The sequence below is a fragment of the Geodermatophilus sp. SYSU D00525 genome (assembly GCF_054050475.1).
The window spans coordinates 109,956-134,628 of the sequence record NZ_JBJGZK010000003.1; the positions used below are offsets into that span (position 1 = coordinate 109,956).

Here is a 24,673-nt window from a genome sequence, read left to right on the forward strand (position 1 = left end):
GGTTCAGGCCGGCGTCCGCCGGTCGTCGGACGTGCCGGTCCCCGCGCCGCACTCGATCTCCTCGACCAGGCGGGGACCGGCGGCGTCGGCGCGGAGCCGGGTCCCGAGTGCCCGGGCGGCGCGCCGGTAGCGGGGGTCGGCGAGCAGCCGCCGCACGGCGGCCGCGATCCGGTCGGGTGAGGCGCCCGGCCGGAGGCTCAGGACCGCACCGTGCCGGCGGGCCCGGACGACGTTGTCCCGCTGGTCGCGGCCCATGGGCAGGCACAGCGCGGGGACGCCGGCCGCGAGGGCCTTCAGCAGCGTCCCGTGCCCGGCGTGCGTGACGACGACGTCGGCGACCGCGAACAGCGGGGCGTGTGCCGCCGACGGCACCACCACGACGCCGCCGGCCCCCGGGACGCAGGCGGGGTCGACCATCGGGCCGGTGGGGACGACGGCGCGCACCGGCAGGCGCCCGAGGGCGGTGGCGACGCGGCGCAGCACGTCCTCCTGGGCCTGGTAGGTGCTGGAGAACCCCGCGACCACCAGCGGCCCGTCCCCGGCCGGCGGTGCGACCGGCCCGGCCCAGACCGGGTCGTCGAGCACCGGCCCGACGTACCGCACGTTCGGCGGCAGCCGCGCGGGCAGGTCGAAGGCCGCGGAGGTGAGCACGAGCACCCGGGCGGCACGGTCCCACTGCGCCCACAGGTCGCGCAGCGGGGCCAGGCCGAGCCCGGCCCGGACGGCGTTGAGGTCGGGGAGACCCCGGTTCCACGCGCGCCGGACCAGGGTGTCGAGCGACCGGTCGCGCGCCCGGCCGAGGGGCCCGCGCGCCGGGGGCAGGCCCGACCCGAACGGCGGCAGGTCCGGCGTGGGCCGGGAGTAGGCGTTCGCGCAGAGCGCCACGGAGGGGGTGCCCGAGGCCTCCGCGGCCACCAGGGCGCCCAGGAGCACCCCGCTGGCCACGAGCACGTCGGCCGGCCGCGCCGCCAGTGCGGCCCCGACCTCGGCGGCGTAGGCCCCGGCGGGGCCGGTGAGGACCCGGGTGAGCAGCCGGTCGAGCACCTGCAGCGGCGTCCGGCAGGCCGTGTCGTCGACCAGGTCCCGGTCGGCCGAGGACCGGCGGTGCGGCGCCTGCCGCCAGGGGCGGAACGCGGCCCCGGCCGCGCGGACCCCGGGCTCCAGCGTGGGATCGCCCAGGACGTCGACCGTGTGGCCCCGGGACACCAGCCGCCGCACGACCCCGACCTCCGCCGGCACGGTGCCGCCGCCGTCCCACAGCGCGACCTGTACGTGCACGGCACGCCTCCTCAGGACGGGGCGGTCGCGAGGGCGGCCCGGACGAGGTGGGTGAGGACCGCCGTGGTCTCGGCGCGGGAGTGCCCGAGGTCGCGGCGCAGCAGCTTCCACGCGTGCACGTCCGTGACCGCGTAGAGCGCGGCCAGCGCGCGTCGCCGGGCCCGCGGCTCGTCCGGCAGGTCCGGGGCGAAGGCCTGCTCGAGCAGCGCGCGGTGGTGGACACGGGCCCGGCCGACCGCCACGGCGAGGTCGGCGATGCGCTCGGCGACGGCCTCCAGGCGGACGTTGGCGTCGCCGAGCGCCTCGTACTGCCGCACCAGCCCGCGGACGAACCCGGGGACGTCCCCGGGGACGACGCGGCCGCGCAGTGCCTCCACCTCGGGCCGCAGCAGCTCGGCGACGGCGAGGAACAACCCCTCCTTGGACCGGAAGTGGTTGAGCAGCGTCTGCTGGGTCACGCCCGCCGTCGCGGCGATCTCGGCGATGCGGACCTCGTCGTAGGGCCGGTCCACGAAGCGGTCGCGGGCGACGGCGAGGACGCGCTCGCGGGTGCGCTCGACGGCACCCGCCCGCGTGCCGGACGTGCTCTGCGTCACAGGCAGAGCGTGGCCCTCGTTTGACCTGTGGTCAAGCGAGTCCTTGACGTCGGCTCAAACGGGAGCCGGGGTCAGGTGACGGGCATCGGCAGGTAGGACAGCCGCGCGCGGCGCCGCAGGACGACCTTGCGGGTGCCGTCCGCGTGCAGCTGGAGGCGGGCCAGCTCCCACCCGCCGACGTCGGATTGGAGGCTCAACATGGTCGCCGCTGCGGAACGGGACGTGCCCGGGGGGATCCGCAGCGGCGCGTACTCCCAGTCGGCGGCGTTCACCCGCCCGATGTTGCCACGGTGGACACCTGCTGGTCACCCGGGCGGCGGCCCCCGGACTGCCGCTGCCGGGGACCGGCGGCAGGATGGACGGCGACCCGGTCCGCACCCGAGGGAGGACGACGTGACCGATCCCGGTTCCGCCACCGACGCCGACCGCGCCGAGCAGGAGGCCCTCCTCGAGCCCGCGGCCCCCGCCGGGGCCGGCGACGCGGGACCGGTCGGCGACCTCGACGCGAACGAGGCCGACGCGCTCGAGCAGCAGCTGGCGACCGCGCCGGGCTCGGCCGGCCCGCTGCGCCCGGTCGGCGACGTCGACGCCAACGAGGCCGACGTCCTGGAGCAGGAGGCGGACGTCCCCTTCGACGACGACGACCGCACCGCCTGACCGGGACCGTCGGCGGGGGCCGGTGGACCCCCGGCACGGCCGCGGTCCTGCGGGACGCCAGGTCCGAGGGCCGCGCACCGTCCCCACCACCACGCCGGCGACGCTCGCCTCCCGGGCGCACGAGCACCTGCGCCCGCTGCCCGCTCAGGCGCCGTCGAGCCCCGGGTAGTCCGCCCCGGGCGCCTCGGCGGGCGGCCGCAGCAGGGTCACCGTGGCCCACCCCTCCTGCAGCAGGGCGTCGTCGGTGCCCGGCACGGGCCCGTCGGGGGTCTCGCGGAAGGTGAGCGCCACGAAGTCCTCGCCGGTCTCGCCCACCTCGACCTGCACCGCGCCGAAGGACGCCAGCCGGGCCGGGCACAGCCCGCGCAGCCGCTCCGGCGGGACGTCGGGGACGTTGACGTTGACCACCACCGGCCCCGGCGGGTGCGCGAGGGTCCACCGCAGCGCCCGGCGGGTGACCTCCTCGGCGGTGGCCCACGCGTGCGCCGCGGTCGGGTCGGCGCTGCCGGCCAGGGACACCGCCAGCCCGGGGAGCCCGTGCAGGGTGCCGGTCAGCGCGGCGCCCACGGTGCCCGAGTGCAGCACCGCCGTCCCGGTGTTGGGACCCCGGTTGACGCCGGAGAGCACGAGGTCCGGCCGCGGCCCGAACGCGCCGCGCACCCCGGCGAAGGCGATGAGCGCGGGGGAGGCCTCGACGGCCAGGGAGCGGACGGCGCCCGCACCGGGCGGCCGGCGCTCCCGGACCGCCAGCCGGTCGCCCTGCAGCAGCGCGGTCAGCGACGCGCTGGACCCGCTGGACTCCCGGTCGGGCGCGGCCAGCGTCACCTCCAGGCCGGTCTCCGCCGCCACCCGGGCCAGCAGGTGCACACCCGGGCTGTCGACCCCGTCGTCGTTGGTCACCAGTGCGTGCACGCCGCCCCCTCCCGGTCGGGTCGGCGACCCGGTGCCCCGCGGGCGCGTCCGGCACACCCGTCCGGGGTGGCCACGTCCCCGGGCGGGCGCCCCCCGGCATGCTCGGCGGGTGCCCCTCGTGCTGGTGTTCCTGCTCCTCGTCGCGCTCGTGCTGCCGCTGCTGGCCTGGTCGCTGGCCGGTCGCCGGTTCTGGGCGGACCTGCGCGGCCCGGGCACCCGCGACCTGCGCGCCGAGGTGGTCGCCCGGCACGGGCTGAGCGGTGCCGAGGCCGACACCGTGCAGACGGCGGTGACCCGCGGCCGGGCGGTGGGCGACGCGCGGCTGCGCCCGGCGGCCGCCGACTGGGCCGGCACGACGCTGGCCGTCCTCGACGAGCAGTCCGCCGCGCACGCCCGCCGCGACCGCGCCGCGTCCGTCGTCCTCGGGCTGGCCGGGCTGTGCCTGCTGGCCGCGGTGGTCCTGGCCGTGGTGCTCGACGCCGGCGGGGTGGTCTACCTGCTGGTGGTGCTCGCCGCGGGGGCGATCGCCAACCTGGCGCTGCTCCCGGCGACGGTCCGGCGCAACCTGCGGCGGGCGCGCACCGCCAACGGGGGATGACGTTCCGCTTCCCCTGCGCCGGGAGTGTGGTTAGGCTTCCCTTACCGTCGTCCTGAAGGGGAGCCATGACCACCTGCCCGGGTTCTCCTGCGCTCTCCGTCGCCGGCGCCCCCGAACGGGCCCGCACCGCCGCGACCCGCAGCGCCGCGGCGCTGTGCGTCGCCGGCCGCGAGCCGAGCCGCCCCCTCGCGCACGCCACCACCGCCGCCGGGCAGGTGCTCGTGCTGGTCCCCGCCGACGGCGAGGTCGCCGCCGCGCTCGGGGCCGCGCCGGGCCGGGACGTCTCGGCGCTGCTCATGGTCAGCGACCGCGCGCCGGTGCCGCTGCGCGACCCGGTGCGGGCCACCCTGTGGCTGGCCGGCTGGCTCACCCCGGTGCCCGAGGTCGACCGGCGGGCGGCCGCGGTCGCCTTCGCCGAGGTCCGGCCCGAGGGCGCGCTGCTCGACGTCGGGACGGCGGCCACGCTGCTGCGCCTGGACCTCGCCGAGGTCGTGCTGCGCGAGGGCGACGCGTGCACCGAGGTGGCGCCGGGCGAGTTCGCCGCCGCCCGCCCCGACCCGCTCGCCGCCGTCGAGGCGCGGATGCTGCAGCACCTCGACCGCGACCACCCCGACGTGCTCGCCGTCCTGCGCAGCCGGGTGCCGGCCGCGCCGGGGGAGACGGTGCGCCCGCTGGGCGTCGACCGGTTCGGCTACCGGCTGCGCGTGGAGCGGCCGGGCGGGCACCGCGACGTCCGGGTGCCCTTCCCCCGGCCGCTCACCTGCCCCGGCCAGCTGCGCGCGGCGACGTCCCAGCTGCTGTGCGCCCTCCGCGCCGGCCTCACCCGCCGGGACTAGGGACCAACAGCGCTGCACGGGCCGTTCAGGCGTCCAGGTTCTCCTGGAGCAGCCGGGCCAGGCGGGTGCGCCGCGGGCGGACGTCGACCTCCCGCACCGCCCGCGCCAGCGCCGCGCCCGACGCGTGCACGATCGACAGGTGCTGCTGCGCCCGGGTGAGCGCGGTGTAGACCAGCGGCCGCGACAGCATCCCCCCGGCCTCCGGCGGCAGCACCACGACGACGCCCGGCCACTCCGACCCCTGGGCGCGGTGCACGGTGATCGCCCACCCGTGCCGCAGGTCGGGCAGCGCGTCGCCGGTCACCGTCACCGGGCCGGAGGAGAAGTCGACGGTCAGCGAGCCCTCGCCGGTGCCGGTGACCACGCCGACCTCGCCGTTGGCGAACCCGATCGGCTCGAGGTCCAGGTGGTTGGCGGTGGCCACCACCCGGTCGCCGACGTCGAAGCCGAACACCGTGCCGTCGCCGGGGTTGAGCCGCTCCTTGAGCGCCTTGTTCAGCTCGATGGTGCCGGCCGGCCCGCGGTGCACCGGCGTCACCACCTGGACGTTGCGCGGGTCGATCCCCAGCGCCCGCGGGATCGAGTCGGTGACCAGCTGCACCACCCGCCGGGCCGCCTCGCCGCTGCCGGCCGCGGGTACGACGACGACCTCGCGGTCGGGGGAGTCGACCGGCGGCAGCTCCCCGGTGCGCACCGCCGACGCCAGCCGGGCGATCGCGCCGCCCTCGGCCTGCCGGTAGAGCGTGGTCAGCTCGGTCACCGGGACGACGCCGGAGTCGATGAGGTCGCCGAGCACGTGGCCGGGGCCGATCGAGGGCAGCTGCGCGGGGTCGCCGACGAGCAGCAGGTGGGTGCCGTCCGGGCAGGCCTCCAGCAGCGCGGCGGTGAGCTCGACGTCGAGCATCGAGGCCTCGTCGACCACCACGACGTCGGCGTCCAGCGGCCACTCCTCGTTGCGGGCGAACCCGCCGCCGAAGCCCTGCGCGCCGAGCAGCCGGTGCACGGTGACCGCGGGGTGGTCGGTGAGCTCCTCCAGCCGCTTGGCCGCCCGGCCGGTGGGGGCGGCCAGCGCGACCTCGGTGCCCTTGGCCCGCAGCAGCCGCACGATCGCGGCCACGGTGCGGCTCTTGCCGGTGCCCGGGCCGCCGGTGAGCAGCGAGACGCCGGCGCCGAGCACCTGCGCGACGGACCGCTTCTGCGCCTCGTCGAGGCCCTGGGACACCGAGCGGACGGCGGCCGGGTCGGCGATCCGCCCGGCGGTGGCGGCCAGCCGGGCCACGCCCTCGGCGACGGCCTCCTCGGCCATCCCGAACCGGCCCAGCGACAGCATCCGCAGCGCCGGGTCCGGCTCGGGCGGCTCGGCGTCAGGAGCGCTGTCGGAGGACTCGTCCCACTCCGGCTCCGGCGGCTCGTGGTCGAGCACCTCGCCGGACTCGACCGCCGCGACGATCGCCGCCGCCGGGTCGGCGACGCCCTCGGCGCGCAGCGCGGCCACGACCAGGTCGGCGGGCAGCACGGTGTGCCCGTCGCGGCTGGCCGTCCGCAGGGTCATGACGACGATCGCGCGGCCGCGGCGGGAGTCCTGCCGGTCGGCGCCGGGCATCAGGGAGATCGCCAGCCGGTCGGCGTCGGTGAGGCTGACGCCGTGCAGGCCCAGCAGCGCCCACGGGTCGTCGCGCAGCCGGCGCGCGGCGTCGTCGCCCAGGGCGTCGGCGGCCGAGGACGCCAGCTTCGCGTCCAGCCCGGCCCGCACCAGCAGCTCGACGACGCCGTAGGTGGGCTGCGCGGACAGGAACGAGGAGAACAGCCGCTCGGCGCGCTGCTTGCCGACCCGCGGCATCTTCAGCAGCTTCGCGGCGGTGACGTCGTCGGGGGAGGTGATGCCGGCGGCGGGCAGCTCGCCGGCCGCCCGCTTGCCCAGGCCCGGCCACAGGCCGGCGGCGACGAAGGCGGCGAAGACGGGGTCGGGGGCGGGAGCGGTGCTCACGGGGGTGGTGGTCATCGGGCGGTGCGCTGGTCCGGGTAGGAGAAGTGCGGCGCGGAGACGTCCTCCAGCGCCGTGCGGATGGCGGCGGGCAGCCGCACGCTCTCGGCGTCGAGCGAGGCCTGCAGCTGGACGGCGGTGCGGGCGCCGACGACGGGCGCGGCGACGCCGGGCCGGTCGCGCACCCAGGCCAGCGCGACCGCCAGCGGGGTGGTGCCCAGGCCGTCGGCGGCCGTGGCGACCGCCTCGACGATCCGGTCGGCGGTGGCCGAGCGCAGGTCGTCGATGAACCCCGCCCACTGCGGCGAGGCGCCGCGCGAGCCCTCCGGCGTCGCCGCCCGGTACTTGCCGGTGAGCAGGCCCCGGCCCAGCGGGGACCAGGCCAGCACGCCGAGCCCGAGCGCCTCGGCGGCGGGCACGACCTCCCGCTCGACGCCGCGCTGCAGCAGCGAGTACTCGACCTGGGTGCTCACCAGGGGCGTCCGGCCGGGCCAGGCGCGCTGCCAGGTGGCGGCCTGCGCGGTCTGCCAGCCGGTGTAGTTGCTCACGCCGACGTAGCGGACCCGCCCGCTGGCGACGGCGGTGTCGCAGGCGGCGAGGGTCTCCTCGACGGGGGTGTGGTCGTCCCAGGCGTGCAGCTGCCACAGGTCGACGTGGTCGACGCCCAGCCGGGCCAGGGACGCGTCGAGCGCGGCCAGCAGGTGCCCGCGGGAGGCGCCGCGGCCCAGCGGCCCGGGCCCGGTGCGGCCCACGGCCTTGGTCGCGACGAGCACCTCCGACCGCGGGACGACGTCGGCCAGCAGCCGGCCCAGGGTCCGCTCGCTGTCGCCGTCGCAGTAGACGTCGGCGGTGTCGACGAGGGTGCCGCCGGCGTCGACGAAGGCGGTGAGCTGCAGCGCCGCCTCGTCCTCGTCGGTGTCCCGGCCCCAGGTCATGGTGCCCAGCGCCAGCCGGGAGACGACCAGGCCGCTGCGTCCCAGCGCCCGTTGTTCCACGACCGGCCAACCTACCGTCGCGGGACGACACCGGCCGGTGGGCGCGGCGGTGTGAGGACGGCGACCCGCGTGGTGGCGGGCCGGCCCCGGCGACCCGACCTAGGCTGTCCTCCCGTGCTCCGACGGAACCCGCGCACCGCGTCCCGCCCGACCCCCGGAACCCGGGGCTGAGCGCCGGTGGGGTGGTTCGAGGCGGTCGTCCTGGGGCTGGTGCAGGGGCTGACCGAGTTCCTGCCGATCTCCTCCAGCGCGCACCTGCGCGTCGTCGGGGAGGCCGCGGGCTGGGGTGACCCGGGCGCGGCGTTCACCGCGATCACGCAGATCGGCACCGAGGCCGCGGTGCTCCTCTACTTCCGCAAGGACATCGCGCGGATCGTCGTCGCCTGGCTGCGGGCGCTGCGCGACCGGTCGAAGCGGTCGGACCCCGACGCCCGGATGGGCTGGCTGATCATCGTCGGCAGCATCCCGATCGTCGTCCTCGGCCTGCTGTTCCAGGACGACATCGAGACGACGTTCCGGGACCTGCGGATCGTCGCCATCTCGCTGGTCGCGTTCTCGCTGGTCCTGTACTGGGCCGACCGGGTCGGCCGCAAGCGGCGGGAGCTGCGGCAGCTCACCGTCCGGGACGGGCTGCTGTTCGGCCTGGCCCAGGCGATGGCGCTGGTGCCGGGCGTGTCCCGCTCCGGCGGCACGATCACCATGGGCCTGTTCCTCGGCTACACCCGCGCGGCCGCCGCCCGGTACTCGTTCCTGCTGGCCATCCCGGCGGTGCTCGGGTCGGGCTTCTTCCAGGTCTACGAGGCGCTCACCGGCGACGTCGCGGGGGAGACCGTCTCCTGGGGGCCGACCCTGCTGGCCACGGTCATCGCCTTCGGCGTCGGCCTGTCGGTGATCGCCTGGCTGCTGCGCTACCTCGACCGCGGCACGTTCACGCCGTTCGTCGTCTACCGCGTGGTGCTCGGCCTGGCGCTGCTCGCGCTGGTCGGCGTCGGGGTGCTGGCCCCGCGCTGACGCCTAGGCTCGGGCGTCGTGACCACCGTCATCCTCCTGCGGCACGGCCGGACGACGGCGAACGCCGGCGGCGTGCTGGCCGGCTGGACCCCGGGCGTGCGGCTCGACGAGACCGGGCAGGAGCAGGCGGCCGCGGTGGGCCGGCGGCTGGCGCCGGTGCCGCTGGCCGCGGTGGTCAGCAGCCCGCTGGAGCGCTGCCGGCAGACCGCCGAGGCGGTCCTCGCCGACCGCGACCTGGAGCTGCAGGCCGACGACCGGCTCGGCGAGGCCCGCTACGGCGACTGGACCGGCCGGAAGCTCGAGGAGCTGGTCGAGGACCCGCTGTGGAAGGTCGTGCAGCAGCACCCCTCCGCCGCGGTGTTCCCCGGCCCGGAGGGGGAGGGGCTGGCGCAGACCCAGGCGCGCGCGGTGGCCGCCGTCCGCGAGTGGAACGCGCGGCTGGGGCCCGACGCGGTGTGGCTGGCGTGCAGCCACGGCGACGTCATCAAGGCCGTCCTCGCCGACGCCCTCGGCCTGCACCTGGACGCCTTCCAGCGGATCGTCGTCGACCCGGCGTCGATCTCGGTGGTCACCTACACCGAGACCCGGCCGTTCGTCGTCCGGGTGAACGACACCGGCGGCGACGTCGCGGCACTCCTCCCGAAGGAGCGGAAGGCCGACTCCGACGCCGTGGTGGGCGGCGGGGCCGGGGCGGCCGCGACCTGAACGCAACCGTCCGCCTCCCCGCGTAACCTGGGCGCGTGCCTCGCCAGGTCTTCCGCTTCGACCGCCCGTCCCGGTTCGTCGCCGGGACGGTGGGCCAGCCCGGGGACCGCACCTTCTACCTGCAGGCGTCCGACGCCGAGGGGCGCGTGGTCAGCGTCGCGCTGGAGAAGTCGCAGGTGCAGGTCCTCGCCGAGCGCATGGACGAGCTGCTCGACGAGATCTCCACCCGCCCCGGCACCGCCGTCCCGCCGACCGCCGACGTCGACGACCTCGAGCCGCTCACCGCGCCCGTCGACGAGGAGTTCCGCGTCGCCGCCATGGGCTTGGCCTGGGACGGCGAGGCGCAGGCCGTCGTCGTCGAGGCCGTGGCCGCCACCGACGAGCCGGTCGACGAGGAGGCCATCCTGTCCGACGCCGAGGAGGGCCCCGACGCGCTGCGGGTGACCATCACCCCCGGCGCCGCCCGCTCGTTCGTGGCCCGCGCCCGCCGCGTCGTCGCCGCCGGCCGGCCCTCCTGCCCGCTGTGCTCGCTGCCGCTGGACCCGACCGGGCACGTCTGCCCCCGGCAGAACGGCTACCGCCGCTGATCCCCGGACGACGGCGATGAGCGAGCCCGCGGAGGACCTCCGCGCCCCGGCCACCGCCGCCGAGGCGCGCGCCCTGCTGCGCGAGGGCGAGATCGACGTCGAGGGCCGCATGCTCGACGCGAGCAACGTGACGCTGTTCGGCACCGTCCGCACCGGCACGCTCGAGGCCGAGTGCGTCTACAAGCCGGTCGCCGGCGAGCGGCCGCTGTGGGACTTCCCCGACGGCACCCTCGCCGGGCGCGAGGTGTCGGCGGCGCTGGTCAGCGAGGCCACCGGCTGGGACGTCGTCCCGCCCACCGTGCTGCGCGAGGGCCCGTTCGGCCCCGGCATGGTGCAGCTGTGGATCGACGGCGACCCCGACGTCGACCTGGCCGCGTTCGTCCGCTCCGACCACCCGGGGCTGCGCCGCATGGCGGTGTTCGACGCCGTGGTGAACAACGCCGACCGCAAGGGCGGGCACATCATCCCGACGACGTCGGGCCACGTGTACGGCGTCGACCACGGCATCTGTTTCTCCACCGACCCGAAGCTGCGCACCCTGCTGTGGCGCTGGGCGGGCCGGCCGCTGCCGCTGGAGGCGCTGGCGGTGCTCGAGCGGCTGGCCGACGACCTGCGCGGGGACCTCGGCGCGGCGCTGCACGAGCACCTGACCCGGCGCGAGGTCCGCTGCACGCAGCAGCGGGTGGCCGAGCTCCTGCGCACCCAGCTGCACCCCGAGCCGTCGGGGGACTGGCCCGCCCTGCCCTGGCCTCCCTTCTGACCGGTCGCGGCGCCCGACCCGGGCACCGTCGTACGCCGGCGGCCCACTCGGGTGCCGGAACGGGCCGTGGGCGTTCGACGGTGTGCGCTGACGCCGCACCCGGGACGCCGGAACCCCGCGTCGGCGCACACGCTCACGCGCCGGCGGGCCGTCGGGTGGGCCCGGACCGGGTCAGGTCAGGTCGACCGCGGCGATCATCGCGGCCGCCTGGAGGCCGTCGCCGTCGACGGTGAGCACCTCCAGCGGCACCCGCCGCCAGCACGCCAGCAGCAGGTCACCGGCGGTGCCGCGCAGCGTGGCCACCGGCTGTGGCCGGGTGCCGGCGAACAGCGTCCGCTCGACGCCGGCGTCGATGGCGTGCAGCACCACCGGGTGCGCGCCCTCGGGCGGGCCGTCGGGCAGCGCGCCGGGCACCATCACCTCCAGCCACTCGTCGAGGCCGTCGAGGCCGACGTCGGTGGGGATGGGCCGCACGTCGCCGAGCACCTGCTCGACGTCGACGGTGTGGACGACGGCCTCCTGCACCTGGCGGCGCAGCACGAAGGCGACGTCCTGCCGGGGCGCCCAGGTCCACACCCGCTCGGCGGGGTCGGCGCCGGCCAGCGCGGCCTCCAGCTCCGCGGACTGCCCGGACGCCCAGCCCAGCAGCTCGTCGTCGGGACGGCGGTGCGGCTGCACGTACCCGCCGGGGTCGGCGGCGCGGGTGCGCACCACCCACGCCCAGAAGTGCTGGACCTCGCCGAGGTGCCACACCAGGTCGGCCAGCGTCCAGCCGGGGCACCCCGGTACCGGGGCGGTCCAGCCGCCGGCCAGCACGGCCTCGGCGGCGGCGTCGGCGAACCGGGCGTCGGTGCGCCGCAGCACCGGCAGGTAGCCCGACAGCTCCATCGCGGCCTCCTCGCGCGGGGACGGGCCCCGACGCTAGCCGGTCAGCGGGCCCACAGGGCCGGCACCGGGCGGGGCGCGGCCCGGCGCAGCAGCAGCGCCGCGGCGGTGCGCTGGTCCAGCACCAGGTCGGTGACCAGCCCGCCGGCCAGCGCCGCGGCCAGCGCGGTGACCTTGCTGACGCCGGCGACCGCGCACACCCGCCGCGGGATGCGGCGCAGCGCCGGCGGGACCAGGCCGCTGGTGCGCGTGTTGATCGGGATGCCCTCCCAGGTCCCGTCGCCGCGCAGGAAGACGGTGCACACGTCGCCCACCACGGAGGCGGCGGCGAGGTCGGCGCGGTCGGCGGGGCCGAGGTAGCCCTCGGCCCAGACCCGGCTCGGCACCGGGCCGGCCATCGCGCCGACCCCGAACAGCGCGACGTCGGCGGACTGCTGGATCGCCAGCACCCGGCGCACGCTGCGCTCGCGCCACATCGCCTGGCGGGTCTCGGACCGGTCGAAGAACGCCGGCACGGGGAAGTGGTGCACCTGCGCGTCCCAGGCGGTGCCGAACCGGCCGAGGACGTCGCTGCCGTAGCCGACGCCGCTGCTGTGGGTGTTCATCGCGCCGTTGAGCTGGACGACGTGCGCGTCCCGCAGCGGCCGGGCCCGCAGGTGCTGGCCGACGGCGCTGGTGGTGGTGCCCCACGCCAGCCCGAGGGTCATCCCGTCGCCCATCGCCTCGTCGAGGACCGCCGCCGTCCGGTCGGCCACCAGCTGCAGCCGGGCGACGTCGGGGGCGTCCTCGGGCACCGTGACCACCCGGGCCGTGACGCCGAACCGGGCGCCGAGCTCGCCCGCCATCGAGGCTGCACGTCCGTGCACGGCGCTGACCGCGACGGTGACGATGCCGAGCGCCCGGGCGGCGTCCAGCATGCGGGACACGGTGGACCGCGAGACCCCCTCCTCGGCGGCGATGTCCTCCATCCGGACGCGGTCCAGCCAGTACCGACGGGCCACCCGCTCGAGGTCGTCCTCGGACGCCACGCCGCCCTCCCTCCCGACGCGGGCGACACCCCGCGGTCGGCGTCCACGCTAGGCCGGTCGTGCACGGAGGTGCAGGTGGTTGCCCTGCGAGCCCAACAGGTGCAGGTTGACCCTCGTCCTCGGGTGCCGGCACCCCGCCGGCGCCCCGCACCACCCCCGCACCACCTCAGGAGTGCCCGGTGTCCACAGCCCTCTCGCCCGAGGTCCGCACCTCCGCCCTCGACCGCATGTCCCGGGACGTGCTGGACGTCCTGGTCATCGGCGGCGGGGTCACCGGGGCCGGGGCCGCGCTCGACGCGGCCAGCCGCGGCCTGACGGTCGGCCTGCTCGAGCAGCGCGACTGGGCCTCGGGCACCTCGAGCCGGGCCAGCAAGCTGGTGCACGGCGGCCTGCGGTACCTGGAGATGCTCGACTTCGCGCTGGTCCGCGAGGCGCTGCACGAGCGCGGCCTGCTCGTCGGCCGGCTCGCCCCGCACCTGGTCCACCCGGTGCCGTTCCTCTACCCGATCCGGCACCGCGTGTGGGAGCGCGCCTACATCGGCGCGGGCATCGCGCTCTACGACACCCTCGGCGGCCTGCTCGGCCGCCGCGACGGCCACGGCGTGCCGCTGCACCGGCACCTGTCGAAGAAGGGGTTGCGGCGGGCCGCGCCCTCGCTGAAGGACGACGTGGCCGTCGGCGCCATCCGCTACTGGGACGCCAAGGTGGACGACGCCCGCCTCGTGCAGGTGCTCGTGCGCACCGCCGTCGGGCACGGCGCGCTGGCCGCCAGCCGCACCCAGGTCACCGGCTACCTCGAGGAGGACGGCCGGGTCGCGGGCGTGCGCGCCGTGGACCTCGAGACCGGCCGCGAGCTCACCGTCCGCGCCCGCCACGTCGTCGGCGCCACCGGCGTGTGGACCGACGAGACGGAGGAGCTCTTCCGCGCCCAGGGCCTGACCGTGCGCGCCTCCAAGGGCGTGCACATCGCCGTGCCGCGCGAGGCGATCGCCGGCGAGGACGGGTTCATCCTGCGCACCGAGAAGAGCGTTCTGTTCATCATCCCGTGGCCGACGCACTGGGTGATCGGCACCACCGACACCCCGTGGGACCTGGCCAAGGACCACCCGGTCGCCTCGGCCGCCGACGTCGACTACCTGCTCGACCACGCCAACGCGGTGCTCGCCCGCCCGCTCACCCGCGAGGACGTCCTGGGCGTCTACACCGGCCTGCGCCCGCTGCTGCAGCCGGTCGGGGAGGAGGCCGGGGGGACGACGCGGGTCTCGCGCGAGCACACCGCCGCCACCGTCCGGCCCGGCCTGACGATGATCGCCGGCGGCAAGTACACGACCTACCGCGTCATGGCCCGCGACGTCGTCGACATGGCCCTGGCCGACCGGGCACCCGGCGAGGACCCCGACGCGCCGATCCCGTCCTCGCTCACCGAGGAGCTGCCCCTGGCCGGCGCCGACGGCTACCGCGTGCGCTGGAACCGCAAGGCGCACCTGGCCGCCGCGCACGGCTGGACCGAGAAGCGCGTGGAGCACCTGCTCGACCGCTACGGCAGCCTGGTCGACGAGGTGCTCGCCCTGGTCGACGCCGACCCGGAGATGGGCCGCCCGCTGGAGGGCGCGCCGGACTACCTGCCGGCCGAGGTCGTCTACGCGGTCACCGCCGAGGGCGCCCTGCACCTGGAGGACGTGCTCACCCGCCGCACCCGGCTGTCCTACGAGCAGGCCGACCGGGGCACCGCCTCCGCGCGGGCCGCGGCCGACCTCATGGCGCCCCTGCTCGGCTGGGACGACGCCCAGCGGGAGCGGGAGATCAGCACCTACCTGGCGCGGGTGGAGGCCGAGCGCGCCGCCGAGGCGATGCCCGACGACACCTCCGCCGAGCGGGCGCGCCTGCGGGCGCCGGACATCCGGCCCTTCGCCGGGGCCTCCTGAGACCGCGGGCCGGCGGGGCGTCCCGCCGGCCCGACCCGACCGCCGCTCCCGGAGAGGAGGTGGACGCAGGGCACGGCACGTCCCGCCCGGACCGGGCGGGCCCCCATCACGGCACATCCGGACACAGAGAGGTGTCTCAGCGTGTCACTGACCTCCGTCTTCTTCTCCGAGGTGCTCGGCACCGCGGTCCTGCTGCTCTTCGGCGTCGGCGTCGTCGCCAACGTCCTGCTCACCGACTCCAAGGGCCACGGCGGCGGCTGGCTGCTCATCAACTTCGGCTGGGGCCTGGGCGTCTTCGCCGGCGTCTACGCGGCCTACCGCAGCGGTGCCCACCTCAACCCGGCGGTCACCGTCGGGCTGTGGGCCTCCGGGGCCGACGAGTACGCCCCCGGCGTGGACGTCACGTTCGGCAGCACCCTGGTCTACTTCGCCGGGGAGTTCGTCGGCGCGTTCCTCGGCGCCGTCGTCGCCTGGCTCGCCTACCAGAAGCACTACGCCCGGCACGACGAGCCCGGGGAGATCCTGGCGACCTTCTCCACGGGCCCGGCGATCCGCAGCCTGCCGTGGAACACGGTCACCGAGGCCATCGGCACCTTCGTGCTCGTGTACATCATCCTGAGGTTCGGGAACACGCCGAGCGAGATCGGCCCGATCGCCGTCGCCCTGCTGGTCATCGGGATCGGCAACTCGCTCGGTGGGCCCACCGGCTACGCGATCAACCCGGCCCGCGACCTCGGCCCCCGGATCGCGCACGCGGTGCTGCCCATCCCGAAGAAGGGCGGCAGCGACTGGGGCTACGCGTGGGTCCCCGTCGTCGGCCCGCTCGTCGGCGGTGCCCTGGCCGGCCTGCTCGCCCAGGGCTTCTGACGGCCCGGCCGTCCCGCCGGCCACCCGTCCCGACCGTCCGCACCCGTCCCCTGCACCGTCCCCCTGCAACGTCGCACCCGGAGGAACCGTGAGCAGCTACATCGCCGCCATCGACCAGGGCACCACCAGCACCCGCTGCATGGTCTTCGACCACGACGGCGCCGTCGTCGCCGTGGCGCAGAAGGAGCACGCGCAGATCTTCCCGCGCGCCGGCTGGGTCGAGCACGACCCGGTGGAGATCTGGAGCAACGTCCGCGAGGTGGTCGGGCAGGCGCTGGCCCGCGCCGACCTGGTCGGCTCCGACCTCGCCGCCGTCGGCATCACCAACCAGCGCGAGACCACCGTCGTGTGGGACAAGAACACCGGCGAGCCGGTGTACAACGCGATCGTCTGGCAGGACACCCGCACCGACCGCATCGTCACCGAGCTCGGCGAGCTCGGCGGGGGAGCGGACCGGTACAAGGAGAAGGTCGGCCTGCCGCTGGCCACCTATTTCGCCGGGCCGAAGGTGACCTGGATCCTCGACAACGTCGAGGGCGCCCGCGAGCGCGCCGAGCGCGGCGACCTGCTCATGGGCACGATCGACAGCTGGCTGCTGTGGCAGATGACCGGCGGGACCGACGGCGGCCTGCACATCACCGACGTCAGCAACGCCTCGCGCACCATGCTCATGGACTACAGCACCCTGGCGTGGGACGAGTCGATCGCCGCGGACATGCGCATCCCGGTGTCGATGCTGCCGGAGATCCGGTCCAACTCCGAGGTCTACGGCGAGGGCCGCAAGGCCGGCGCCCTGGCCGGCGTGAAGATCGCCGGCTCGCTGGGCGACCAGCAGGCGGCCACCTTCGGCCAGGTCTGCTTCCAGAAGGGCATGGCCAAGAACACCTACGGCACCGGCAACTTCCTGCTGCTCAACACCGGCGAGGAGGCGGTGTCGTCGCGCAACGGCCTGCTGACGACGGTCTGCTACCAGATCGGCGGCCGCAAGCCGGTGTACGCGCTGGAGGGCTCGATCGCCGTCACCGGCTCGCTGGTGCAGTGGGTGCGGGACAACCTGCGGCTGATCGGCGGCGCCGGGGAGATCGAGGCGGTGGCCCGGTCGGTGGACGACAACGGCGGCGCCTACTTCGTGCCGGCGTTCTCCGGCCTGTTCGCCCCGCACTGGCGCTCCGACGCCCGCGGCGCGCTGGTCGGGCTCACCCGCTACGTCAACCGCGGCCACCTGGCCCGGGCGGTGCTGGAGGCCACGGCCTACCAGACCCGCGAGGTCGTCGACGCCATGAACGCCGACTCGGGGGTCGCCCTCACCGAGCTGCGGGTCGACGGCGGCATGGTGGTCAACGAGCTGCTCATGCAGTTCCAGGCGGACATCCTCGGCGTCGACGTCGTCCGCCCGAAGATCGCCGAGACGACGGCGCTGGGCGCGGCCTACGCCGCCGGCCTCGCGGTCGGCTTCTGGGCCGACGAGGAGGAGCTCACCAGCCAGTGGGCCGAGGACAAGCGGTGGAGCCCGGACATGGACCAGGCCACCCGCGACCGGTACTACCGCAAGTGGCAGAAGGCGGTGAGCCGGACCCTCGAGTGGGTCGACGACGACGACCAGTAGCCGGGCGACCGGTAGCCGGCGACCAGCAGGCAGCCGGTCCCGCGGGCGCGCCGGGAGCGCAACTAGGCTCGACGACGTGCTCAGCTGGCCCGCCCCGCTCCTGCCGACCCTCCCGGGCTCCGGTCCGGTCCTGCGGCTCTACGACACCGCGCGCGGGCAGGTCGTGGACACCGAGCCCGGCGCCGTGGCGCGGATGTACGTCTGCGGGATCACCCCCTACGACGCCACCCACCTCGGCCACGCCGCCACCTACCTGGCCTTCGACCTGGTCAACCGGGTGTGGCGGGACGCCGGCCACGCGGTCCACTACGTGCAGAACGTGACCGACATCGACGACCCGCTGCTCGAGCGCGCCGAGCGCGACGGCGAGGACTGGGTCGTCCTCGGCATGCGCGAGACCGCGCTGTTCCGTGAGGACATGACCGCGCTGCGGGTGCTGCCGCCGGAGGACTACGTCGGCGCCGTCGGGGCGATCCCGATGATCGTCGCCCACGTGGAGACGCTGCTCGACGCGGGCCTGGCCTACGTCCTCGACGACGGCACCGGCGACGTCTACCACGACGTCGCGCAGGCGCCGGGCTTCGGCGAGGAGTCCGGGTACGACGAGGCCACCATGCTCGCGCTGTCGGCCGAGCGCGGCGGTGACCCCGACCGCCCGGGCAAGCGCAACCGGCTCGACCCGCTGCTGTGGCGCGGCGCCCGCGAGGGCGAGCCGTCCTGGCCCGGCCCGCGCGGCATCGCGGGCCGGCCCGGCTGGCACGTCGAGTGCGCCGCGATCGCGCTGGACACCATCGGCATGGGCTTCGACGTGCAGGGCGGCGGCAGCGACCTGGTCTTCCCGCACCACGAGTACTCCGCCGTCCACGCCGAGGCGCTCACCGGGACCAAGCCCTTCGCCCGGGCCTACGTGCACGCGGCGATGATCGGCCTGGACGGCGAGAAGATGAGCAAGAGCCGGGGCAACCTGGTGTTCGTCTCCAAGCTGCGCGGCGAGGGCGTCGACCCGATGGCGATCCGGCTGGCGCTGCTGTCGGGTCACTACCGCACCGACCGCGCCTGGACGCCGGACCTGCTGGCCACCGCCGAGGCGCGGCTGGCCACCTGGCGGCAGGCCACCGCCCGCGACGCCGGCGCCCCGGCCGCGCCGGTGCTGGCCGCGCTGCGCGACCGGCTGGCCGACGACCTCGACAGCCCCGGCGCGATCGCCGCCGTCGACGCCTGGGCGCAGGCGACCCTGGCCGGGGACGGGGAGGCCGAGGACGGCGCCCCGGCGATCGTCGCCGACGCCGTCGACGCGCTGCTCGGCGTCGAGCTCGACACCGCCCTGCGGGAGGCCTGATGCCCCCGGGGTTCTGCTTCACCGACCGCGCCGCGCGCGAGCGGGCGGAGCAGGACCTCGCCCCGGCCGCCGCCCGCTCGGCGGCCACCCGCGGCCGCGCCGTCGACGAGCCCGAGGACCCGCTGCGCACCGCCTTCGAGCGCGACCGGGACCGCATCCTGCACGCCAAGGCCTTCCGCCGGCTCAAGCACAAGACGCAGGTCTTCCTCAACCCCGACGGCGACCACTTCGTCACCCGGCTCACCCACACGCTGCAGGTCACCCAGGTCGCCCGCGCCATCGCCCGCGCGCTGGGGCTCAACGAGACCCTCGCCGAGGCGATCGCGCTGGGCCACGACGTCGGCCACTCGCCGTTCGGCCACATCGGCGAGGACGCGTTCGACCCCTACGTCCCCGGCGGGTGGCACCACGCGGCGCAGGGGGTGCGGATCGTCGAGGTGCTCGAGCACCTGAACCTCACCTGGGAGGTGCGTGACGGCATCCGCGCGCACAGCTGGAAGATCAGCCCGCCGCCGGCCACCCGCGAGGGGGAGTGCGTGCGGTACGCCGACCGGATCGCCTACCTCTCCCACGACGCGCTCGACGCCGTCCGCGCCGGGGTGCTCCGCGTGCCCGACCTGCCGGCCCGCGCCTGCGAGCTGTTCGGCGAGCCCGGCAGCGCGATGGTGGGCGCGATGGTCGACGCCGTCGTCGCCGGGTCCCTGGCCGACGGCGGCGCGGTGGTCATGGCCGACGGGCCGCTGGCCGCGATGGACGAGCTGCGGACGTTCATGTTCCGGCGGGTCTACCTGTCCGAGACCGCCGCGGGGCAGAAGCAGCTGGCGGTCGACGTCATCCGGCGGCTGGTCGACCACCACCTCGCCGCGCCCGGCCTCATCCCGGCGTCCTACCGGGACACCGAGGCCGACGTCGTCACCCAGGTCGTCGACTACGTCTCGGGGATGACCGACCGGTACGCGCTGGCCACCCACGACCGCCTGTTCGGCGACGACGCCGCGGCCCGCATGGCCCCGCTGCTGCGCCGGGAGTGATCGTGCCGGTCGCGGTCGTCGGCGCCCGCCTGAGCGCCCGTCGACCGTTATCCCCAACTCCGCGGCCCCAACTCCGCCACGGTCTCGGCCGCGGGGAGAGCCGGTGGGTGAGGCGGCGAGATCACGTGATCTCACCCAGCGGACGGGCCCGGGACGTGCGAGATCACGTGATCTCGCCCAACGGACGGGTCCGGGACGTGCGAGATCACGTGATCTCGACGGGGAGAGGCGGCCCGCTCAGTTGGGGGAGGAGCCGCGGCGGCGGAGGTAGCGCTCGAACTCGCGGGCGATCTGGTCGCCGTCGGCCTGGGACAGGTCGGTCTCGGTGGCGCGCTCCTCGAGCGAGCGCACGTACTCCACGACCTCGGCGTCCTCCTGGGCCATCTCGTCGACGGTCTTCACCCACTCGTCGGCCTGCTGGGGGAGCGCGCCGAGCGGCACGGCCAGCTCCAGCACCTCCTCGACCCGCTGCAGCAGCGCGACGGTCGCCCGCGGCGAGGGCGGCTGGGAGACGTAGTGGGGGACCGCCGCCCAGAAGCTCACCGCCGGCAGGCCGGCCTGCACGCACGCGTCCTGGAAGACGCCGAGGATGCCGGTCGGCCCCTCGTAGCGGGAGGTCTCCAGGCCGTAGGCGCGCGCGGACTCCTGGTCGTAGGCCGAGCCGGTGACCGGGGTGGGCCGGGTGTGCGGGGTGTCGGCGAGCAGGGCACCCAGCGCCACCACCGTCTGGACGCCGAGCTCCTCGCACAGCTCGATCAGCTCGGCGCAGAACCCGCGCCAGCGCATGTTGGGCTCGATCCCGCGGATCAGGACGACGTCGCGGTCGCTGCCCGGCGGGCGGGCCACCGAGACGCGCGTCGTCGGCCACTCGACGCGCCGGCTCACCCCGCCGACGAGCGAGACGGTGGGCCGGTTGACCTGGAAGTCGTAGTAGTCCTCGGGGTCGAGCGCCGCCAGGGGCGTCGCGTCCCAGATGAGCTCCAGGTGCTCGAGCGCCCCGGTCGCGGCGTCCCCGGCGTCGTTCCAGCCCTCGAAGGCGACCACCGCCACCGGCCGGTCCAGCTGGGGCAGGTCCTCGGGAGCGGACTTCGGGTCGATCACCCCTGCGAGCCTACGTCGGTCGGGCCGCCTGACCCGGGTGGAGCGGGATGGGAAGATGTCCCGGACGTCCCGGGTTGCTCCTCGGACCACCCGGCTCCGGTGTCGGGCACGCTTGCACAGGAGTTCCCGGCACCGTTCCGAACGCACCCCGAGGATGCCCGTGACCGACGCCCCCGACCTCCGGCCCGACGCGACGGCGGAGCTCACCGCCCTGCTGGAGCAGCGGATCCTCGTGCTCGACGGCGCGATGGGGACGGCGATCCAGCGGGACCGCCCGAGCGAGGCCGGCTACCGCGGGGAGCGCTTCGCCGACTGGCCGGTCGACGTCCAGGGCAACAACGACCTGCTCGTGCTCACCCAGCCGGAGCTGGTCGCGGGCATCCACCGCGAGTACCTCGACGCCGGCGCCGACCTGGTCGAGACCAACACCTTCAACGCCAACGCCGTCTCGCTGGCCGACTACGGCATGGCGGAGCTGTCGCGGGAGATCAACGTCGCGGCGGCCCGGCTGGCCCGCCGGGAGGCCGACGCGGCCACCGCACGCACCCCCGGGAAGCCCCGGTACGTCGCCGGCGCGATCGGCCCCACCACCCGGACGGCGTCCATCTCGCCCGACGTCAACGACCCCGGCGCCCGCAACGTCACCTTCCCGGAGCTGGTCGAGGCCTACCTCGAGCAGGCCGGCGGCCTGGTCGACGGCGGCGCGGACCTGCTGCTGGTCGAGACGATCTTCGACACGCTCAACGCCAAGGCCGCGATCGTCGCGCTGGAGACACTGTTCGAGCAGCGGGGCCGCCGCTGGCCGGTGATGATCTCCGGCACGATCACCGACGCCTCCGGCCGGACGCTGTCGGGCCAGACGACCGAGGCGTTCTGGCACTCGGTGCGCCACGTGCGGCCGCTGGTGGTCGGGCTCAACTGCGCGCTGGGCGCCGAGGAGATGCGGCCCTACGTGGCCGAGCTGGCGCGGGTCGCCGACGCGTTCGTCTCCTGCTATCCCAACGCCGGGCTGCCCAACGCGTTCGGCGAGTACGACGAGGCGCCCGCCGACACCGCCGGCGTGTTGCACGGCTTCGCCGAGGACGGCTTCGTCAACGTCGTCGGCGGCTGCTGCGGCACCACGCCCGAGCACATCGCGGCGGTCGGCGCGGCCGTCGACGGGCTGCCGCCGCGCACGCCGCCGGCCGTCCGCCCGGCGCTGCGGCTGTCGGGGCTGGAGCCGCTGACGGTCGACGCCGACTCGCTGTTCGTCAACGTCGGCGAGCGCACCAACATCACCGGCTCGGCCCGCTTCCGCCGGCTGATCCGCGACGGCGACTACCCGACGGCGCTGGCCGTCGCCCGGCAGCAGGTCGAGGCCGGCGCGCAGGTCATCGACGTCAACATGGACGAGGGCATGATCGACGGCGTCGCGGCGATGACCCGCTTCACCCGCCTGATCGCCGCCGAGCCCGACATCTGCCGCGTGCCGGTGATGGTCGACTCCTCCAAGTGGGAGGTCATCGAGGCCGGCCTCCAGCAGCTGCAGGGCAAGTCGATCGTCAACTCGATCTCGCTGAAGAACGGCGAGGCGGAGTTCGTCGAGCAGGCGCGGCTGTGCCGGAAGTACGGCGCGGCCGTCGTCGTCATGGCCTTCGACGAGGACGGGCAGGCCGACACCCTCGAGCGCCGGCAGCAGATCTGCCGCCGCGCCTACGACATCCTGGTGGACCGGGTCGGCTTCCCCGCCGAGGACGTGATCTTCGACCCCAACGTCTTCGCCGTCGCCACCGGCATCGAGGAGCACGCCCGCTACGGCCTGGACTTCATCGAGGCCACCCGCTGGATCAAGGAGAACCTGCCGGGCGCGCTGGTGTCCGGCGGCGTCTCCAACGTCTCGTTCTCCTTCCGCGGCAACAACCGCGTCCGCGAGGCCATCCACGCCGTCTTCCTCTTCCACGCCGTCGGCGCCGGCATGGACATGGGCATCGTCAACGCCGGCGCGCTCGAGGTGTACGAGGAGGTCCCCGAGCGGCTGCGCGAGCGCATCGAGGACGTCGTCCTGGCCCGCCGGCCCGACGCCACCGAACGGCTGCTGGAGATCGCCGGCGAGTACGCCGCCTCCGGGGCCGCCGAGGAGGCCGCCGCCGAGGAGTGGCGGGCGCTGCCGGTCGAGGAGCGGATCACCCACGCGCTGGTGAAGGGCATCGACGACTTCGTCGAGGCCGACACCGAGGAGCTGCGGCTGGAGATCGCCGCGCGCGGCGGCCGGCCGATCGAGGTCATCGAGGGCCCGCTGATGGGCGGGATGAACGTCGTCGGCGACCTGTTCGGCGCCGGGAAGATGTTCCTGCCGCAGGTGGTGAAGTCCGCGCGGGTCATGAAGAAGGCCGTGGCCCACCTCGTGCCCTTCATCGAGGCGGAGAAGCAGCCCGGCGACGCCGACCGCAGCAACGGCACCGTGGTCATGGCGACGGTGAAGGGCGACGTCCACGACATCGGCAAGAACATCGTCGGCGTCGTGCTGCAGTGCAACAACTACGACGTCGTCGACCTCGGCGTCATGGTGCCGGCGCAGAAGGTGCTCGACACCGCCAAGGAGGTCGGCGCCGACGTCATCGGCCTGTCCGGGCTGATCACCCCGTCGCTGGACGAGATGGTGAACCTGGCCGGCGAGATGGAGCGGCAGGGCTTCGAGGTGCCGCTGCTCATCGGCGGGGCGACGACGTCGCGGGCGCACACCGCGGTCAAGGTCGCGCCGCGCTACCACGGCCCGGTCATCTGGGTGAAGGACGCGTCCCGGTCGGTGCCCGTCGTCGCGGCGCTGCTGTCCGACGAGCAGCGCCCCGGCCTGCTGGCGGCCACCGAGACCGAGTACGAGACCCTGCGCGAGCGGCACGCCGCGCGCACCGACACCCGCACGCTGCTGCCGCTGGCCGCCGCCCGCGCCGCCGCGCCGGCGCTGGACTGGTCGGCCTACACCCCGCCGCGGCCGCGGATGCTGCTGCAGCAGGCCCGCGACGTGTGCACCGGGCCGGCCTGCGACCACGCGCACGGCGACGCCGAGGTGGGGTACACCCGCGTGCTGCGCGACTACCCGCTGGAGGAGCTGCGCGGGTACGTCGACTGGCAGCCGTTCTTCACCGCCTGGGAGATGCGCGGCCGGTTCCCCGACCTGCTGCACAACCCGGCCACCGGCGAGGCGGCGCGGCGGCTGTACGCCGACGCGCAGCAGATGCTCGACCGGATCGTCGCCGAGCGCTGGCTCACCGCGAACGGCGTCCTCGGGCTGTTCCCCGCGGCCCGGGTCGGCGGGGAGGACATCGAGGTCTACACCGACGAGTCCCGCACCCAGGTGCGCGCCGTGCTGCACCAGCTCCGGCAGCAGACCGAGGGCCGCGACGGCGCCTCGCGCAAGTCGCTCGCGGACTTCGTCGCGCCGAGGGAGACCGGGCTGCGCGACCACGTCGGCGCCTTCGCCGTCACCGCCGGGCTCGGGTCGGCCGAGCGGGTCGCGGCGTTCAAGGCCGCCCACGACGACTACTCGGCGATCCTGCTGGAGGCGCTGGCCGACCGGCTGGCCGAGGCGTTCGCCGAGCGGCTGCACGAGCGGGTGCGCCGGGAGTTCTGGGGCTACGCCGCCGACGAGCGGCTGGACAACGACGCCCTGATCGCCGAGCGCTACCGCGGCATCCGCCCCGCGCCCGGCTACCCGGCCTGCCCCGAGCACACCGAGAAGCAGACGATCTGGGACCTGCTCGACGTCGAGGCCTCGATCGGGCTGCAGCTGACCGAGTCGATGGCCATGTGGCCCGGCGCCGCGGTCAGCGGGCTGTACTTCTCGCACCCGGAGGCGCGGTACTTCAACCTGGGCCGGATCGGCCGCGACCAGGTCGAGGACTACGCCCGCCGCAAGGGCTGGACGCTCGCCGAGGCCGAGCGCTGGCTCGCCCCCAACCTGGGCTACCGCACCGACGAGGACTAGAGCGCCTT

The 24,673-nt window shown here is 75.8% G+C and carries 22 protein-coding genes; 13 read left to right on the forward strand and 9 right to left on the reverse strand.

The features are described from left to right. Positions 1 to 3 precede the first annotated feature (3 nt). The 3 genes from ACI796_RS03850 to ACI796_RS03860 all read right to left on the reverse strand — a co-directional run bounded on the left by ACI796_RS03850 (position 4) and on the right by ACI796_RS03860 (position 2,146). Complete coding sequence (locus ACI796_RS03850) at positions 4 to 1,278, reverse strand: nucleotide disphospho-sugar-binding domain-containing protein (protein WP_456939944.1); 1,275 nt, start codon at positions 1,276 to 1,278, stop codon at positions 4 to 6. Between the two features lie 11 nt (positions 1,279 to 1,289). Next, complete coding sequence (locus ACI796_RS03855) at positions 1,290 to 1,874, reverse strand: TetR/AcrR family transcriptional regulator (RefSeq protein WP_456939945.1); 585 nt, start codon at positions 1,872 to 1,874, stop codon at positions 1,290 to 1,292. Between the two features lie 71 nt (positions 1,875 to 1,945). Beyond that, positions 1,946 to 2,146 (reverse strand): DUF5703 family protein, encoded by a 201-nt coding sequence (locus ACI796_RS03860; RefSeq protein ID WP_387989578.1) that lies wholly within the window; start codon positions 2,144 to 2,146, stop codon positions 1,946 to 1,948. Between the two features lie 121 nt (positions 2,147 to 2,267). Between ACI796_RS03860 and ACI796_RS03865 the strand changes: the two genes are divergently transcribed. Then, positions 2,268 to 2,531 (forward strand): hypothetical protein, encoded by a 264-nt coding sequence (locus tag ACI796_RS03865; protein WP_456939946.1) that lies wholly within the window; start codon positions 2,268 to 2,270, stop codon positions 2,529 to 2,531. Positions 2,532 to 2,675: 144 nt separating this feature from the next. On the opposite strand, the gene surE is transcribed toward ACI796_RS03865, so the two are convergent. Next, on the reverse strand, positions 2,676 to 3,443 hold the full coding sequence (surE, locus tag ACI796_RS03870; RefSeq protein WP_456939947.1) for a 5'/3'-nucleotidase SurE: 768 nt from the start codon (positions 3,441 to 3,443) through the stop codon (positions 2,676 to 2,678). A gap of 109 nt (positions 3,444 to 3,552) precedes the next feature. Here surE and ACI796_RS03875 point away from each other — a divergent pair, with 109 nt between their 5' ends. Further along, a complete protein-coding gene (locus ACI796_RS03875) occupies positions 3,553 to 4,041 on the forward strand; it encodes a hypothetical protein (protein WP_456939948.1) in 489 nt (162 codons plus the stop codon). A gap of 65 nt (positions 4,042 to 4,106) precedes the next feature. Then, positions 4,107 to 4,877 (forward strand): DUF2470 domain-containing protein, encoded by a 771-nt coding sequence (locus ACI796_RS03880; RefSeq protein ID WP_456939949.1) that lies wholly within the window; start codon positions 4,107 to 4,109, stop codon positions 4,875 to 4,877. Between the two features lie 25 nt (positions 4,878 to 4,902). On the opposite strand, the gene ACI796_RS03885 is transcribed toward ACI796_RS03880, so the two are convergent. Continuing rightward, entirely contained in the window at positions 4,903 to 6,879 is a 1,977-nt protein-coding gene (locus ACI796_RS03885) for an AAA family ATPase (protein ID WP_456939950.1), read from the reverse strand. Beyond that, positions 6,876 to 7,856: an aldo/keto reductase gene (locus ACI796_RS03890; protein ID WP_456939951.1), complete on the reverse strand. Its 981-nt coding sequence runs from the start codon at positions 7,854 to 7,856 to the stop codon at positions 6,876 to 6,878. Before ACI796_RS03890 ends, ACI796_RS03885 begins: the two co-directional genes overlap by 4 nt. A 177-nt stretch (positions 7,857 to 8,033) precedes the next feature. On the opposite strand from ACI796_RS03890, the gene ACI796_RS03895 reads away from it, so the two are divergent. From ACI796_RS03895 to ACI796_RS03910, 4 genes are read left to right on the forward strand one after another with little or no spacing between them, the layout of a single operon-like run. Beyond that, the gene (locus ACI796_RS03895) at positions 8,034 to 8,867 is read left to right on the forward strand and encodes an undecaprenyl-diphosphate phosphatase (RefSeq protein WP_456939952.1); all 834 of its coding nucleotides are present in this window, start codon (positions 8,034 to 8,036) and stop codon (positions 8,865 to 8,867) included. 18 nt (positions 8,868 to 8,885) lie between these two features. Then, the gene (locus ACI796_RS03900; RefSeq protein WP_456939953.1) at positions 8,886 to 9,572 is read left to right on the forward strand and encodes a histidine phosphatase family protein; all 687 of its coding nucleotides are present in this window, start codon (positions 8,886 to 8,888) and stop codon (positions 9,570 to 9,572) included. A gap of 35 nt (positions 9,573 to 9,607) precedes the next feature. Beyond that, positions 9,608 to 10,159, forward strand: coding sequence for a DUF3090 family protein (locus ACI796_RS03905; protein ID WP_456939954.1), 552 nt, complete (start codon positions 9,608 to 9,610; stop codon positions 10,157 to 10,159). Positions 10,160 to 10,175: 16 nt separating this feature from the next. Further along, positions 10,176 to 10,919 carry an SCO1664 family protein gene (locus ACI796_RS03910; protein ID WP_456939955.1) on the forward strand — a complete coding sequence of 248 codons (744 nt, stop codon included), beginning with the start codon at positions 10,176 to 10,178 and terminating at the stop codon, positions 10,917 to 10,919. A gap of 171 nt (positions 10,920 to 11,090) precedes the next feature. On the opposite strand, the gene ACI796_RS03915 is transcribed toward ACI796_RS03910, so the two are convergent. Continuing rightward, positions 11,091 to 11,807: a maleylpyruvate isomerase family mycothiol-dependent enzyme gene (locus tag ACI796_RS03915; protein WP_456939956.1), complete on the reverse strand. Its 717-nt coding sequence runs from the start codon at positions 11,805 to 11,807 to the stop codon at positions 11,091 to 11,093. 41 nt (positions 11,808 to 11,848) lie between these two features. Then, positions 11,849 to 12,832: a sugar-binding transcriptional regulator gene (locus ACI796_RS03920; RefSeq protein WP_456939957.1), complete on the reverse strand. Its 984-nt coding sequence runs from the start codon at positions 12,830 to 12,832 to the stop codon at positions 11,849 to 11,851. Positions 12,833 to 13,011: 179 nt separating this feature from the next. On the opposite strand from ACI796_RS03920, the gene ACI796_RS03925 reads away from it, so the two are divergent. From ACI796_RS03925 to ACI796_RS03945, 5 genes are all read left to right on the forward strand, one after another. Then, entirely contained in the window at positions 13,012 to 14,757 is a 1,746-nt protein-coding gene (locus tag ACI796_RS03925; RefSeq protein ID WP_456939958.1) for a glycerol-3-phosphate dehydrogenase/oxidase, read from the forward strand. 141 nt (positions 14,758 to 14,898) lie between these two features. After that, the gene (locus tag ACI796_RS03930) at positions 14,899 to 15,624 is read left to right on the forward strand and encodes an MIP/aquaporin family protein (protein WP_456939959.1); all 726 of its coding nucleotides are present in this window, start codon (positions 14,899 to 14,901) and stop codon (positions 15,622 to 15,624) included. A gap of 88 nt (positions 15,625 to 15,712) precedes the next feature. After that, the gene (gene glpK / locus ACI796_RS03935) at positions 15,713 to 17,230 is read left to right on the forward strand and encodes a glycerol kinase GlpK (RefSeq protein WP_456939960.1); all 1,518 of its coding nucleotides are present in this window, start codon (positions 15,713 to 15,715) and stop codon (positions 17,228 to 17,230) included. A gap of 76 nt (positions 17,231 to 17,306) precedes the next feature. Continuing rightward, complete coding sequence (mshC, locus tag ACI796_RS03940; protein WP_456939961.1) at positions 17,307 to 18,569, forward strand: cysteine--1-D-myo-inosityl 2-amino-2-deoxy-alpha-D-glucopyranoside ligase; 1,263 nt, start codon at positions 17,307 to 17,309, stop codon at positions 18,567 to 18,569. Further along, on the forward strand, positions 18,569 to 19,600 hold the full coding sequence (locus ACI796_RS03945) for an HD domain-containing protein (protein ID WP_456939962.1): 1,032 nt from the start codon (positions 18,569 to 18,571) through the stop codon (positions 19,598 to 19,600). The genes mshC and ACI796_RS03945 overlap by 1 nt, the downstream gene beginning before the upstream one ends. A gap of 237 nt (positions 19,601 to 19,837) precedes the next feature. Here the strand turns inward: ACI796_RS03945 and ACI796_RS03950 are convergent, their stop codons facing one another. After that, the gene (locus ACI796_RS03950) at positions 19,838 to 20,701 is read right to left on the reverse strand and encodes a PAC2 family protein (RefSeq protein ID WP_456939963.1); all 864 of its coding nucleotides are present in this window, start codon (positions 20,699 to 20,701) and stop codon (positions 19,838 to 19,840) included. 160 nt (positions 20,702 to 20,861) lie between these two features. Between ACI796_RS03950 and metH the strand changes: the two genes are divergently transcribed. Next, complete coding sequence (gene metH, locus ACI796_RS03955) at positions 20,862 to 24,665, forward strand: methionine synthase (protein WP_456939964.1); 3,804 nt, start codon at positions 20,862 to 20,864, stop codon at positions 24,663 to 24,665. Positions 24,666 to 24,673 lie beyond the last annotated feature (8 nt).

Coding starts and splice junctions, on each gene's coding strand:
- ACI796_RS03910 (WP_456939955.1), top strand. CDS start 10,176: ATGAGCGAGCCCGCGGAGGACCTCCGCGCCCCGGCCACCGCCGCCGAG.
- ACI796_RS03880 (WP_456939949.1), top strand. CDS start 4,107: ATGACCACCTGCCCGGGTTCTCCTGCGCTCTCCGTCGCCGGCGCCCCC.
- ACI796_RS03915 (WP_456939956.1), bottom strand. CDS start 11,807: ATGGAGCTGTCGGGCTACCTGCCGGTGCTGCGGCGCACCGACGCCCGG.
- ACI796_RS03945 (WP_456939962.1), top strand. CDS start 18,569: ATGCCCCCGGGGTTCTGCTTCACCGACCGCGCCGCGCGCGAGCGGGCG.
- ACI796_RS03885 (WP_456939950.1), bottom strand. CDS start 6,879: ATGACCACCACCCCCGTGAGCACCGCTCCCGCCCCCGACCCCGTCTTC.